11 protein-coding genes and 1 pseudogene are annotated in these 13257 nt (G+C 60.1%); 5 read left to right on the forward strand and 7 right to left on the reverse strand.

Annotated features, from left to right (window positions below):
• Window position 1 precedes the first annotated feature (1 nt).
• Entirely contained in the window at window positions 2–766 is a 765-nt protein-coding gene (gene madM, locus ACIOWA_RS09220; protein ID WP_339430328.1) for a malonate transporter subunit MadM, read from the forward strand.
• Window positions 767–872: 106 nt separating this feature from the next.
• Here the strand turns inward: madM and ACIOWA_RS09225 are convergent, their stop codons facing one another.
• The gene (locus tag ACIOWA_RS09225; RefSeq protein ID WP_339430327.1) at window positions 873–1787 is read right to left on the reverse strand and encodes a LysR substrate-binding domain-containing protein; all 915 of its coding nucleotides are present in this window, start codon (window positions 1785–1787) and stop codon (window positions 873–875) included.
• A 141-nt stretch (window positions 1788–1928) separates the two neighbouring features.
• Here ACIOWA_RS09225 and ACIOWA_RS09230 point away from each other — a divergent pair, with 141 nt between their 5' ends.
• On the forward strand, window positions 1929–2546 hold the full coding sequence (locus ACIOWA_RS09230) for a hemolysin III family protein (RefSeq protein ID WP_339430326.1): 618 nt from the start codon (window positions 1929–1931) through the stop codon (window positions 2544–2546).
• A 42-nt stretch (window positions 2547–2588) separates the two neighbouring features.
• On the opposite strand, the gene ACIOWA_RS09235 is transcribed toward ACIOWA_RS09230, so the two are convergent.
• Both ACIOWA_RS09235 and ACIOWA_RS09240 read right to left on the reverse strand, forming a co-directional pair.
• On the reverse strand, window positions 2589–3308 hold the full coding sequence (locus ACIOWA_RS09235; RefSeq protein ID WP_339430325.1) for a 16S rRNA (uracil(1498)-N(3))-methyltransferase: 720 nt from the start codon (window positions 3306–3308) through the stop codon (window positions 2589–2591).
• A gap of 153 nt (window positions 3309–3461) precedes the next feature.
• Window positions 3462–4868 (reverse strand): adenosylmethionine--8-amino-7-oxononanoate transaminase, encoded by a 1407-nt coding sequence (locus ACIOWA_RS09240; protein WP_339430324.1) that lies wholly within the window; start codon window positions 4866–4868, stop codon window positions 3462–3464.
• 223 nt (window positions 4869–5091) lie between these two features.
• On the opposite strand from ACIOWA_RS09240, the gene ACIOWA_RS09245 reads away from it, so the two are divergent.
• The 3 genes from ACIOWA_RS09245 (at window position 5092) to ACIOWA_RS09255 (ending at window position 8363) form a co-directional block, all read left to right on the forward strand.
• Window positions 5092–6867, forward strand: a complete 1776-nt coding sequence (locus ACIOWA_RS09245) for a flavin monoamine oxidase family protein (protein WP_401159391.1) — start codon at window positions 5092–5094, stop codon at window positions 6865–6867.
• 319 nt (window positions 6868–7186) lie between these two features.
• Window positions 7187–7738 carry a cytochrome b gene (locus ACIOWA_RS09250; protein ID WP_339430320.1) on the forward strand — a complete coding sequence of 184 codons (552 nt, stop codon included), beginning with the start codon at window positions 7187–7189 and terminating at the stop codon, window positions 7736–7738.
• Between the two features lie 31 nt (window positions 7739–7769).
• A complete protein-coding gene (locus tag ACIOWA_RS09255) occupies window positions 7770–8363 on the forward strand; it encodes a YceI family protein (RefSeq protein ID WP_339430319.1) in 594 nt (197 codons plus the stop codon).
• Between the two features lie 154 nt (window positions 8364–8517).
• Here ACIOWA_RS09255 and ACIOWA_RS09260 read toward each other — a convergent pair whose 3' ends face one another.
• The 4 genes and pseudogenes from ACIOWA_RS09260 to ACIOWA_RS09275 all read right to left on the reverse strand — a co-directional run.
• The gene (locus ACIOWA_RS09260) at window positions 8518–10395 is read right to left on the reverse strand and encodes a DEAD/DEAH box helicase (protein ID WP_339430318.1); all 1878 of its coding nucleotides are present in this window, start codon (window positions 10393–10395) and stop codon (window positions 8518–8520) included.
• 222 nt (window positions 10396–10617) lie between these two features.
• On the reverse strand, window positions 10618–11430 hold the full coding sequence (locus tag ACIOWA_RS09265; RefSeq protein WP_339464491.1) for a transporter substrate-binding domain-containing protein: 813 nt from the start codon (window positions 11428–11430) through the stop codon (window positions 10618–10620).
• Window positions 11431–11599: 169 nt separating this feature from the next.
• The gene (gene metF, locus ACIOWA_RS09270) at window positions 11600–12445 is read right to left on the reverse strand and encodes a methylenetetrahydrofolate reductase [NAD(P)H] (RefSeq protein ID WP_339430316.1); all 846 of its coding nucleotides are present in this window, start codon (window positions 12443–12445) and stop codon (window positions 11600–11602) included.
• A 160-nt stretch (window positions 12446–12605) separates the two neighbouring features.
• A pseudogene (locus tag ACIOWA_RS09275) lies at window positions 12606–13257 on the reverse strand (adenosylhomocysteinase); the annotation flags it as partial.

Below are 13257 nucleotides of genomic sequence, written 5' to 3' on the forward strand. Positions count from 1 at the left end.
CATGTACGAATCATTGATGAAAGTCATCACCGGTTACGGTCTGATCAGCGGGTTCCTGATTGTCGGCCTGACCATGTGGGTGTCCTACTGGATGTCCAACACCTTCACCAAGGGCCGCTTGCACGGTTCGGCCATCGCCATTTTGCTCGGGCTGTTGCTGTCGTATATCGGCGGTGCGGTGACCGGGGGCCAGAAAGGCGTGGTGGATATTCCGATGCTCTCGGGCATCGGCCTGCTCGGCGGGGCGATGCTGCGTGATTTCGCAATCGTCGCCACAGCGTTCGGCGTGAGTGTCGATGAACTCAAACGTGCCGGATTTGTTGGGGTGCTGGCGCTGTTTGTCGGCGTTGGCACGTCCTTCATCGCAGGCGTCGGCGTGGCGATGGCGTTCGGTTACACCGATGCCGTGAGCCTGACCACCATTGGCGCAGGGGCGGTGACTTACATCGTCGGCCCGGTGACCGGTGCCGCCATTGGCGCCACTTCCGAAGTCATGGCGCTGTCGATTGCGGCAGGGCTGATCAAGGCGATTCTGGTGATGGTGATGACGCCGTTCGTGGCGCCGATGATTGGCCTGAACAGCCCTCGCAGTGCGGTGATCTTTGGCGGGTTGATGGGCACGTCCAGCGGCGTGGCCGGCGGCTTGGCGGCGACGGATCCGAAGCTGGTGCCTTATGGTTGCCTCACCGCCGCGTTCTATACCGCGCTGGGGTGTTTGCTCGGGCCTTCGGTGTTGTTTTTGCTGATGCGTGGGTTGATGGGTTAAGACAGTCTGCTGTCGGGTCTGACGCCTTCGCGAGCAAGCCCGCCTCTACATGGGGAATGCGTTTTCCTGTGGGAGGGGGCTTGCCCGCGAAGGACGCGACTCGGTTTCAGACCTGCCGATTGGCATACATTCGACACTCCGCCAACAACGCCAGCAGATTCGGATCGCGCTCCTTGGCCTTCAAAAACACCACGCCAATGTGCTGCTGCAACCGGTACTTCTCCTGCAACGGGATTAGCTTCACCCGGTTCTCGTACACCGCTGCAATCCTCCCCGGCAGCAACGCATACCCCACACCGGAACTGACCATGCTCAGCAGGGTGAAGATGTCATTGACCTGCATCGCCACTTTCGGCTCGAAGCCTGCCTGTTTGAACACCCGATTGCCGTCCTGATGCGTGGCGAAGCCTTGGGTCAGGGTGATGAAGGTTTCGTTGCGCACCTCGGCCAGATCGACTTCACTGCGCTGGGCAAACCTTGAATCGGCCGGCGTCGCGAGGAAGATGTCATCGCAGAACAGCGCAATCTGCTCGCAGTCCGGGTCGTTGATGCTGTCGTCCAGTGACACCAGAATCGCGTCGACTTCCATGTTTTTCAGCTTGTAGAGCAGGTCGATGTTCGAACCCAGAATCAAATCGATGTTGAGTTCACTGCGGCGGATCTTCAGGCCCATGATCAGTTGCGGCACGGTCTTGACCGTCAGCGAATACAGCGAGCCGAGCTTGAAGCGTTCGGCAGAGAACCCGGCAGCCTCGCGGGTCAGGCGCACGCTTTCGACCACGTCCTGGATCAGCTTCTGCGCGCGCTCTTCCAGCACATAGGCGCTTTCCAGCGGTGTCAGGTTGCGTCCTTCGTGTTTGAACAGCGGGCAGCGCAGGGCGCTTTCCAGTGAATGAATGGCGCGATGCACGCTGACGTTACTGGTTTGCAACTCGGCAGCGGCACGGGCCAGATTGCCGGTGCGCATGAAGGCGAGGAACACCTCGAGTTTTTTCAGGGTCAACTCTTCGTCGATCAGCATGGCGCGGACTCTTTTTGGTATCGGCCGATTGTGCCCAATTACCACGACCTGCGCAGGCTCGTGTTTAACAGAAACATTGCGCTTTTACGCTCAAGGCCCGAGCCTTGCGCGCTGCGGTAATGAATTTGAGGTGAGCGACACATGTATCACGGGGAACGATTGAACGCCTGGACCCATCTGGTCGGGGCGGTGGCGGCTTTTATCGGCGGGGTCTGGATGCTGGTGATCGCCAGCCTCGACGGCAGTCCTTGGAAGATTGTCAGTGTGGCGATTTACGCCTTGACCTTGCTGGTGCTGTACAGCGCTTCAACCGTGTACCACAGCGTGCGCGGGCGCAAGAAAGCGATCATGAAGAAGGTCGATCACTTTTCGATCTACCTGTTGATTGCCGGCAGCTACACGCCGTTCTGTCTGGTGACGCTGCGCGGGCCGTGGGGCTGGACGCTGTTCGGGATTGTCTGGGGGCTGGCGCTGATCGGCATTTTGCAAGAGATCAAGCCGCGCTCCGAAGCGCGGATTCTGTCGATCGTGATTTACGCGGTAATGGGCTGGATTGTGCTGGTGGCGGTCAAGCCGTTGCTGGCGGCGCTGGGCACCACCGGATTTGCCTGGCTGGCCACGGGCGGGGTCTTGTACACCGTGGGGATTATCTTTTTTGCGCTCGACCATCGGTTGCGCCACGCCCACGGGATCTGGCATCTGTTCGTGATCGCCGGGAGTCTGCTGCATTTTGTGGCGATTCTGTTTTACGTCCTGTAGACGCAATCGTCGTGGGAGGGAGCAAGCCCCCTCCCATAAGGGTTAGAAATCACCCCAAAGTTGCTGGGCCACCGCCAGTGCCACCACCGGTGCGGTCTCGGTGCGCAGCACTCGCGGGCCGAGGCGCGCAGCGTGAAAACCATTGCCCTTGGCCAACTCGACCTCGGCATCGGACAAACCACCCTCAGGGCCAATCAGGAACGCCAGCGTCGCAGGTTTTGCATGGCTCACCAGCGGCTCGGCCACCGGATGCAAAACCAGTTTCAGGTCTGCCTGCGTCTGCTTCAGCCAATCGGCCAGCAACACGGGCGGATGAATCACCGGCACCCGCGAACGACCACACTGTTCACACGCACTGATTGCAACCTGACGCCAGTGCATCAGGCGTTTGTCCGCGCGTTCGTCCTTGAGTCGCACTTCACAGCGCTCGCTGAAGATCGGGGTGATTTCAGTGACACCCAGCTCGGTGGCCTTCTGAATCGCCCAGTCCATCCGCTCACCGCGGGACAGGCCCTGGCCGAGATGAATCTGTAGCGGCGATTCAACCTGGCCGGGCAACTGTTCGTCGATCTGCACCACGACGCGCTTCTTGCCGACGTCCACCAGGGATCCGCGAAACTCATGGCCGGAGCCGTCGAACATCTGCACCGCATCGCCTTCGGCCATGCGCAGCACGCGGCTGATGTAATGCGCCTGGGCTTCCGGCAGTTCGTGTTCGCCAGTGCTCAGCGGGGCGTCGATAAAGAAGCGGGACAGTCTCATGTCGGATCTCTGGAAAAATGTGAATCAGGTGGATCGGTGTCGACTTCATTCGCGAGCAAGCCCGCTCCCACAGGGAAATGCATTCCAAAATGTGGGAGCGGGCTTGCTCGCGAAAGCGGCAGTCCAAACACCGCAAATCTAAAGCAAACCGAATCAGCCCGGATCACGGAAGCCGGGATGGAAATCCTTCGGCACCGCCACGCTGACGCTGTCACGCGTCGCGATGTCGATGCCTTCGCTGGCGACCTCGGCGAGGAAGTCGATCTGCTCCGGGGTAATCACGTACGGCGGCAGGAAATACACCACGCTGCCCAGCGGACGCAGCAATGCGCCACGCTCCAGCGCATGCTGGAACACCTTCAAGCCGCGCCGTTCCTGCCAAGGGTAGGCCTCTTTGGTGGCTTTATCCTTGACCATTTCGATGGCCAGCACCATGCCGGTCTGGCGCACTTCGGACACGTTCGGGTGATCGACCAGATGCGCGGTGGCCGAAGCCATGCGCTGGGCGAGGGCCTTGTTGTTTTCGATCACGTTGTCCTGCTCGAAGATATCCAGCGTCGCCAGCGCTGCCGCACAGGCCAGCGGGTTGCCGGTATAGCTGTGCGAGTGGAGGAAGGCGCGCAGGGTTGGATAGTCGTCGTAGAAGGCGCTATAGACGTCATCGGTGGTCACGCACGCCGCCAGCGGCAGGTAGCCGCCGGTCAGGGCCTTGGACAGGCAGAGGAAATCCGGACGGATGCCGGCCTGTTCACAGGCGAACATCGTCCCGGTGCGGCCGAAGCCGACAGCGATTTCGTCGTGGATCAGGTGCACGCCATAGCGGTCGCAGGCTTCGCGCAGCAGCTTGAGGTATATCGGGTGATACATGCGCATGCCGCCAGCGCCCTGAATCAACGGCTCGACGATCACCGCTGCAACGCTGGCATGGTGCTCGGCCAGCGTCTGTTCCATCGCCGCGAACAGGTTGCGCGAGTGTTCTTCCCAGCTCATGCCTTGCGGGCGCAGGTAGCAGTCCGGGCTTGGCACCTTGATGGTGTCCAACAACAGGGCTTTGTAAGTCTCGGTAAACAGCGGTACGTCGCCGACCGACATCGCGGCCATGGTTTCGCCGTGGTAGCTGTTGGTCAGGGTGACAAAGCGCTTCTTGTTCGGTTGGCCGCGGTTGAGCCAGTAGTGAAAGCTCATTTTCAGCGCGACTTCGATGCAGGACGAACCGTTATCGGCGTAGAACACCCGGTTCAGGCCTTCGGGCGTCATCTTCACCAGACGCTCGGACAACTCGATCACCGGTTGATGGCTGAAACCGGCCAGAATCACATGTTCAAGCTGATCGACCTGATCCTTGATGCGTTGGTTGATGCGCGGGTTGGCGTGGCCGAACACGTTGACCCACCAGGAGCTGACGGCATCGAGGTAGCGCTTGCCTTCGAAGTCTTCCAGCCAGACGCCTTCACCGCGCTTGATCGGGATCAGCGGCAGTTGTTCGTGGTCTTTCATCTGGGTGCAGGGATGCCACAGCACTGCGAGGTCGCGTTGCATCCACTGGTTATTCAGGCCCATTTACAGTCTCCTCGAGGCGGCTCGCGTCAGGCGCGGGCAAACAATCGCGCAAGCCTATGCAATGCATCGCGCGGGAACAACCCATTGTGTCGATTGAGCTACTTTGTATGAGCCGATAGACGTCGCTGGCGGCGCTTTGATGGCTAACGTATTCTTCGCGGTTCTTTGGGTCGTCTGACCCGCAAAACTGCTTTTTCCTACGTGTATTTCCGGAGTTCGCTGAATGTCTGTCGGTTGGCTGCGCGCCTGTGCGCTGGTGATGTTGGGGCTGTTCAGCGTTACAGCGCTGGCCAAGGATAAAACTGCAATCGTGATCGGCGGCGGCCTGTCGGGTCTGACTGCCGCCTACGAGCTGCAAAACAAGGGCTGGCAGGTGACGTTGCTGGAAGCCAAGCCAAGCCTGGGCGGCCGTTCGGGCATGGCCACCAGCGAGTGGATCGGCAACGACAAGACTCAGCCGGTGCTGAACAAGTACGTCTCGACGTTCAAGTTGAGCACCACGCCGGCGCCGGAATTCGTGCGCACGCCGGGTTATCTGATCGACGGTGAGTATTTCTCCGCCGCTGATCTGGCGACCAAGCAACCGGCCACTGCCGAGGCGATGAAACGCTATCAGAAAACCCTCGACGATCTGGCGCGCTCGATTGACGATCCGCAGAACCCGGCGGCCACCAACACGCTGCACGCACTGGACCAAATCAACGTGTCGAGCTGGCTCGACAAGCAGAACCTGCCGGCCACTGCGCGTCAGTTGATCAACCAGGACATCCGCACCCACTACGACGAACCCTCGCGTCTGTCGCTGCTGTACTTCGCCCAGCAGAACCGCGTTTATCGCGGTGTCTCGGACCGTGACCTGCGCGCCGCGCGTCTGGTTGGCGGCAGCCAGGTGCTGGCCCAGGCTTTCGTCAAACAGATCAAGGTCATCAAGACCAACTCGCCGGTGTCGGCCATCAGCCAGGACAAGGACGGTGTGACCGTCAAAGTCGGCGCTGTGGGTTATCAGGCTGATTACGTGGTGCTGGCCGTGCCGCTGCGCGCCTTGAACAAGATTCAGATGACGCCGGCACTCGACGCTCAGCACCTGGCGGCGATCAAGGGCACCAACTACGGCTGGCGCGACCAGATCATGCTCAAGTTCAAGACGCCCGTGTGGGAAAGCAAGGCGCGCATGTCCGGCGAGATCTACAGCAACACAGGTCTGGGCATGTTGTGGATCGAGCCGGCGTTGAAGGGCGGCGCCAACGTGGTGATCAACCTGTCCGGCGACAATGCTCGCGTGATGCAAGCGTTCGGCGACAAGCAGGTGGTCGATCAGGTGCTGATTCGTCTGCACGCGTTTTATCCACAGGCCCGTGGTTCGTTCACCGGTTATGAGATCCGCCGCTACAGCATCGACCCGTCGATGGGCGGCGCCTACCTGGCCTTCGGTCCAGGCCAGATCAGCAAGTTCTGGCGCCTGTGGGAACGCCCGCTGCAACGCATAGCGTTTGCTGGCGAACACACCGACACCTTGTACCCGGGCACGCTGGAAGGCGCACTGCGCACCGGTCAGCGTGCGGCCAGTCAGGTTGAAGATCTGGCGGCAGGCAAATCGTTCGAACCGGCCAAAGTGGTTCCGGCCGCTGCAGCGGCAGGCGCAGCAGGTGCTGTGGCGGCGAAGAAGGGCAACTTCTTCAGCAACCTGTTTGGCGGCTCCGATGACGAGAAGAAGCCAGCGCCAGCCAAGGCCCCGGAACCGGCTCCAGCCCCCGTGGCTCCAGCGCCAACGCCGGCACCTGCGCCAGCTCCGGTGCAAGCGCCGAAGCCTGCTGTTGCGGTAAAAGCTGAGCCAGCGAAGAAAGCGGCGACCAAGCCGGCTGCGAAGAAGCCTGCGGCCAAAACCCAAGCCAAAAAACCTGCGGTCAAGCCTGCAGCGAAAAAGACTGAGCCTGCGAAGAAACCAGTGGCAAAACCTGCCGCCAAGCCTGCTGCAACGACCGAAACCAAGGCGCAGTAAGGCCTTGCGGTAAACAAAAAAGCGCGGCTCTGATGCCGCGCTTTTTTTGTCTGTAAGGGCCTCATCCTGAGCAGCCCGTTCGCACAGGGGTCGGCAAATAGTGCGGTCACCGCAATAACTGTGGGAACGGGCCTGTTCAGGCCGTACACGTTCGAGATCGATGGCCAACAATCGGCAACACTTTCGCTTTTAATCTTTTCTTAACACGCTACTTTCAGACTCTTGATCGTATTTCTCGATATTTCAAAGCGAAATTTTCCGCTTTAATTCGATAGATAACTCGCTAGTCTTGGTTCGCAGTTCTCACAGGATTTGGGCAATGCCGCTACGTAACTCTTCTTCGCGCTATGGTTGGGTCAGCATCTTCATGCACTGGGGCGTGGCGCTGGTGGTCTTTGGACTGTTCGCGCTGGGCTTGTGGATGGTTGGGCTGGATTACTACAGCACCTGGCGCAAAGACGCGCCGGACCTGCACAAGAGCATCGGTCTGGTGCTGCTGGGTGTGATGGTGTTGCGGGTGCTGTGGCGCTTTATCAGCCCACCGCCGCCGACGCTGCAAAGCTACAGCCGCATGACCCGCATCGGCGCTAAATTCGGCCACGGGTTTCTGTACCTGGCGTTGTTCGCTGTGATGATTGCCGGTTACCTGATTTCCACCGCAGACGGTGTCGGGATCCCGGTGTTTGGCCTGTTTGAAGTTCCTGCACTGCTCTCCGGGCTACCGGATCAGGCAGATACCGCTGGGGTGATTCATCTCTGGCTGGCGTGGGTGGTGGTAATTTTTTCCGGCCTCCATGCGTTGGCAGCATTGAAGCACCACTTTATTGATCGTGATGCGACCCTCACTCGAATGCTCGGTCGCAAAGCCTGAAGCTCAACCTCGACTCAAAGGAAAAGAAAGCATGTTGAAAAAGACTCTGGCCGCTCTGGCAATCGGTTCTGCCGTGCTGTCCGCCAACGTAATGGCCGCTGACTACATCGTCGACAAGGAAGGCCAGCACGCCTTCGTTGACTTCAAGATCAGCCACCTGGGTTACAGCTACATCACCGGTACGTTCAAAGACATCGACGGCAAGTTCAGCTTTGATGCTGCCAAGCCTGAAGCGAGCAAAATCGAATTCAACGTGCGCACCGCCAGCGTGTTTACCAACCACGCCGAACGCGACAAGCACATCGCCAGCAAAGACTTCCTGGACGTGGGCAAATTCGCTGACGCCAAGTTCGTCTCCACCAGCGTCAAGTCCACTGGCAAGAACGCCGCGGGCAAAGACACGGCTGACGTGACCGGCGACCTGACTCTGCACGGCGTGACCAAGCCAATCGTGGTCAAGGCTGTGTTCCTGGGTGAAGGCAAGGATCCATGGGGCGGCTACCGTGCCGGCTTCGAAGGCACCACCAGCATCAAGCGTTCCGATTTCGGCAAGATGATGGATCTGGGCCCACAGTCCGACAACGTCGACCTGTACATCTCGTTTGAAGGTGTGAAAGCGAAGTAACTTTCGCCCGCTACACAAAAACGCCCCCGGTCGTAAGATCGGGGGCGTTTTTTATTGTCTGCATCTCACCACGGTTCCCACAGGAGAATGTAGGCGCAGCATAAAAAATGCCCCGTCTCTTTCGAGCCGGGGCATTTTTCATGGCAGCGTTAACTCAGCGGTTGCGGGTCAGCAACGCTGGTTTTTCGCCACGCGGGCGGCTTGGCAGTTGGTCGAGTTGCTCAGGCGTCGGGAAGCGGTCGGCTTTCGATTCCTTGTGCATGATCTTCGGGCCATTGCTGCGCGGGTTCTGCACAGCCGGTTCGGTGCGTGGCTGATCGTCACGGGCCGGACGGCGGTTGCGAGAGGAGGACGACGAGGATTCGTCACGACGACCCTGGCCATCACGCGGAGCGCCGTTGCGCGGGCCGTTGCGTTTGCCCGGCGGAGTACCGGTGCTCGAACCGTTGCTGTTGCGCGGGCCGTTCTGACGACCTTGCGACTGACCGCCGCGTGGTGCGCCCGAACCTGCGCCCTGAGCCGGCGCGCCTGGACGACGGCCACGGCCGCCGGCAGGGGCTGGCTTGGGTACGTAATCAACGCGGTTACCGAAGTTATCGATATCGTCGTCAAGAAATTCGTCCGGTGCACGGTCAGCGGCCGCGCGTGGTGGCTGGCTTGGACGTTGTTCGCGGGACGCACTGCCTTCGCGTGGTTTCTGCTGACGGGCAGGGCGCTCGCCACGTTCGCCGGCGGGCTTGTCTTTGCCCTTGTCTTTGCCTTTGTCTTTACGACCGCCGCCGCCACCGCCGCCATTCGGGCCGTCACCGCGTGGGCCGCGAGGGTTGCGTGGATTGCGCACGTCCGGACGTTCACGTACTTCAGGCTTCTCGGCCTCGATGGTGCTGGAATCGAAGCCCATCAGGTCGCCATCGGCGATTTTCTGCTTGGTCATGCGTTCGATGCTTTTGAGCAGCTTTTCTTCGTCCGGAGCAACCAGCGAGATCGCCTCGCCCGAACGGCCGGCACGGCCAGTACGGCCAATACGGTGAACGTAATCTTCATCAACGTTCGGCAGTTCGAAGTTGACGACGTGTGGCAACTGGTCGATGTCCAGACCGCGAGCGGCGATGTCGGTGGCCACCAGAATGCGTACTTCGCCAGCCTTGAAGTCGGCCAGGGCTTTGGTGCGGGCGTTCTGGCTCTTGTTACCGTGGATCGCCACAGCCGGCAGGCCATGCTTGTCCAGGTATTCTGCCAAACGGTTGGCGCCGTGCTTGGTGCGGGTGAACACCAGCACCTGTTCCCAGGCGCCTGCGGTGATCAGGTGCGCCAACAATGCACGCTTGTGACTGGCCGGCAGGCGGAACACGCGTTGCTCGATGCGCTCGACCGTGGTGTTCGGCGGTGTCACTTCGATGCGTTCCGGGTTGTGCAGGAGTTTGCCGGCAAGGTCGGTGATGTCTTTGGAGAACGTCGCCGAGAACAGCAGGTTCTGGCGCTTGGCCGGCAGACGCGCGAGGACTTTCTTCACGTCGTGGACAAAGCCCATGTCGAGCATGCGGTCGGCTTCGTCGAGGACGAGGATTTCAACGTGGGACAGATCGACGCTGCCTTGGCCGGCGAGATCGAGCAGGCGACCCGGGCAGGCGACGAGGACGTCGACACCACGGGACATGGCTTGAACCTGCGGGTTCATGCCGACGCCGCCGAAGATGCAGGCGCTGACGAATTTCAGGTCACGGGCGTAGATCTTGAAGCTCTCGTGAACCTGGGCCGCGAGTTCGCGGGTCGGGGTCAGAACCAATACACGTGGCTGGCGCGGGCCGTGACGCTGGGATTTGTCCGGGTGGCCGTTGGGGAACAGGCGCTCCAGGATCGGCAGGGCGAAGCCGCCGGTTTTACCAGTACCTGTCTGTGCCGCAACCATCAGGTCGCGACCTTGCAACACGGCGGGAATGGCCCGCTGTTGCACCGGAGTAGGCTCGGTATAGCCCGCATCGTTGATGGCGCGGACTAAAGCCTCGGAGAGACCGAGGGAAGCAAAGGACATGAGTAATCCTGTTTTAGTTAGGGCTTGGCCCAATGGGAGTCTTGCCTGGCGCGAATGACGTTTAAGAGGACGCAATCCCGTCCGGTCCTGCTGCGGTTCCGAAGGCACGTCTGGAGCGCTCGCGCGGGCTGGAAAGCTGCGCTGTAGCGGGTCGAGAGGCCTGTTACGGTTCCGGGCGTCCGGGCGTGAGCCTGGCGGGAACGCAGGAGTATAACAGAGCAATCACTGCGCGCTGCTTTCCTGCTGCTCAACGGTTTTGCGGCTGGCCGAAGCAGAGCCCAACGGCGGCTCCTCGACAGGTGCCGCGCCATAGCGTGCGCTGAGTACGGCATAGGCCGGTTCTCGCTTGAACCGTTTGAGTTCTGCGCCGAAACGCTGCACCAGCAAATCCATCCCGGCATTGCGCCGAACCGCCAGAAACTGGCTCTGGCGGCTAATAACGGCAGGATTTTCACTGATCTGATCGCGCAGATTCAGCTCATCGAGCAAATGCTGGCCGACGCGGCGATCAGTGATCAACAAGTCGATACGACCGCGTACCAGCTTGCCGAAGTTGGCTTCGTGGGTGGGGGCCGGCTCACGGGTAAACAATGTTGATTCGCTGAAGTCGGGACTGTAGAGGTAGCCCGGCGAGGTGCCAATGGTCAGGCCCTTGAGTTGTTCGAGTTGGCTGAAAGGGTGCGGCCGGTCGTTGGCATAGAACATCACGAACTCGACGTCCGACAGCGGTTCGCTGGGATAGAGCAGGGTGGCGTCGCGCTCGTCGCTGTGAAAGATGTCCAGTGCGCCGTCGGCCTGGCCGGTTTCCAGCATCGACAGGCAACGCTTCCAGGGCAGGAATTGCCATTCGACTTCAATGCCCAGGCGCTTGAACACGATGGCCGTGGTTTCGAAGTCCAGCCCGAGTTTCTTGCCGTTCTCCTCGTACACGTACGGCGCCCATGGCTCGGTGACAATACGCAACTTCTCGCCTCGAGCGGCGAAGCTCAGGCAAGCAAAAACCAGCACTGCGAATAACTGCGTGATCAAAGGCATGGCCTGAGATTACGACGAGAAACACGAAAGAGCCAGAAAGTGCCTGCACAAGCTCTGTTTCGGGCCTTTAAAAGCAAAAGATCGCAGCCTTCGACAGCTCTTGAGAGCTGTCGAAGGCTGCGATCTCTTGATCTTGCTTTGCGACTTTAGCGTGAAGCTTGCAACTGCTTCAACGCGGCAACTTCAGGTTATTCCAGATCGCCAGGCTAGGTTCGGCCTGGTTCATGGAATAGAAGTGCAGCCCCGGTGCACCGCCCTGCAACAGGCGTTCGCACATCTCGCTGACGACGTGTTCGCCGAAGCGCTGAATGCTCTGGCTGTCATCGCCGTAGGCTTCCAGTTGCTTGCGGATCCAGCGCGGAATTTCCGCACCGCAGGCATCGGAGAAGCGCGCCAGTTTGCTGTAGTTGGTGATCGGCATGATCCCTGGAACCACCGGAATATCCACGCCCAGCGCCTGCAAACGGTCGACGAAGTAGAAGTAGCTGTCGGCGTTGAAGAAGTACTGGGTGATCGCGCTGTCGGCGCCGGCGCGGGCCTTGCGCACGAAGTTGGCGAGATCGTCTTCGTAGTTGCGCGCTTGCGGATGCATCTCCGGGTAAGCAGCCACTTCGATGTGGAAATGATCACCGGTTTCTTCACGAATGAATTCAACCAGCTCATTGGCGTGACGCAGCTCACCGCTGGTCATGCCCATGCCGGACGGCAGGTCACCACGCAGGGCAACGATGCGCTTGATGCCGGCAACCTTGTACTCGTTCAGCAGGCCGCGCAGGTCGTCCTTGCTGTCGCCGACGCACGACAGGTGCGGTGCGGCCGGTACTTTGACTTCGCTTTCCAGTTGCAGAACGGTGTTGAGGGTGCGATCACGGGTCGAACCACCAGCGCCATAGGTGCAGGAGAAGAAATCGGGATTGTACGTTGCCAACTGACGGGCAACGTTGAGCAGCTTTTCATGCCCAGCATCGGTCTTGGTCGGGAAGAACTCGAAGCTGTAGCGACGGTCTTGGGACATGGGAAATACCCTTGGAAACACGAAGCCTGTGAGGCTTGCGCCGCCCATGTGGGAGCAGGTTTGCTCGCCAAAGCAGTGGGTCAGGCAACATCTGTGTTGAATGATGTACCGCTTTGGCGAGCAAGCCCGCTCCCACAGGGAGAGCAGGCCGCCGCGTCAATCAGTAGCGGTAAGCGTGCGGCTTGAACGGGCCTTCGACGGTGACGCCGATGTAGTCAGCCTGTTGCTTGGTCAGTTGAGTGACCACGCCACCGAAGCCGCGAACCATTTCCAGGGCCACTTCTTCGTCGAGTTTCTTCGGCAGGACTTCAACGGTCAGGCGCTCGGCTTTCTGGGCTGGCACAGGTCGGCGTACTTCTGGCCGAACAGGAAGATCTGTGCCAGAACCTGGTTGGCGAACGAACCGTCCATGATGCGGCTCGGGTGACCGGTGGCGTTGCCCAGGTTCACCAGACGACCTTCGGCCAGCAGGATCAGGTAGTCGTCGTTCTGTGCGTCGAAAGCGCCCGAACCGGTACGGTGGATCTTGTGTACCTGTGGCTTCACTTCTTCCCATGCCCAGTTCTTGCGCATGAAAGCAGTGTCGATTTCGTTGTCGAAGTGACCGATGTTGCAGACAACAGCGCGCTTCTTCAGAGCTTTGAGCATGTTGGCGTCGCAAACGTTGACGTTACCGGTGGTGGTCACGATCAGGTCGATCTTGCCCAGCAGCGCTTTGTCGATGCTGGCTTCGGTGCCGTCGTTGATACCGTCGATGACCGGCGAAACCAGCTCGAAACCGTCCATGCAGGCTTGCATGGACGGTTTCGAGC

The organism is Pseudomonas sp. NPDC087614, from assembly GCF_044743485.1.
GTDB classification, from domain to species: domain Bacteria; phylum Pseudomonadota; class Gammaproteobacteria; order Pseudomonadales; family Pseudomonadaceae; genus Aquipseudomonas; species Aquipseudomonas baetica_A.

Excerpts from the sequence above, each read along its gene's own strand:
- ACIOWA_RS09265 (WP_339464491.1), bottom strand. The coding sequence starts at position 11,430 with ATGCCTTTGATCACGCAGTTATTCGCAGTGCTGGTTTTTGCTTGCCTG.
- ACIOWA_RS09225 (WP_339430327.1), bottom strand. The coding sequence starts at position 1,787 with ATGCTGATCGACGAAGAGTTGACCCTGAAAAAACTCGAGGTGTTCCTC.
- ACIOWA_RS09255 (WP_339430319.1), top strand. The coding sequence starts at position 7,770 with ATGTTGAAAAAGACTCTGGCCGCTCTGGCAATCGGTTCTGCCGTGCTG.
- ACIOWA_RS09230 (WP_339430326.1), top strand. The coding sequence starts at position 1,929 with ATGTATCACGGGGAACGATTGAACGCCTGGACCCATCTGGTCGGGGCG.
- ACIOWA_RS09240 (WP_339430324.1), bottom strand. The coding sequence starts at position 4,868 with ATGGGCCTGAATAACCAGTGGATGCAACGCGACCTCGCAGTGCTGTGG.
- ACIOWA_RS09245 (WP_401159391.1), top strand. The coding sequence starts at position 5,092 with ATGTCTGTCGGTTGGCTGCGCGCCTGTGCGCTGGTGATGTTGGGGCTG.
- metF (WP_339430316.1), bottom strand. The coding sequence starts at position 12,445 with ATGTCCCAAGACCGTCGCTACAGCTTCGAGTTCTTCCCGACCAAGACC.
- ACIOWA_RS09260 (WP_339430318.1), bottom strand. The coding sequence starts at position 10,395 with ATGTCCTTTGCTTCCCTCGGTCTCTCCGAGGCTTTAGTCCGCGCCATC.
- ACIOWA_RS09250 (WP_339430320.1), top strand. The coding sequence starts at position 7,187 with ATGCCGCTACGTAACTCTTCTTCGCGCTATGGTTGGGTCAGCATCTTC.
- madM (WP_339430328.1), top strand. The coding sequence starts at position 2 with ATGTACGAATCATTGATGAAAGTCATCACCGGTTACGGTCTGATCAGC.
- ACIOWA_RS09235 (WP_339430325.1), bottom strand. The coding sequence starts at position 3,308 with ATGAGACTGTCCCGCTTCTTTATCGACGCCCCGCTGAGCACTGGCGAA.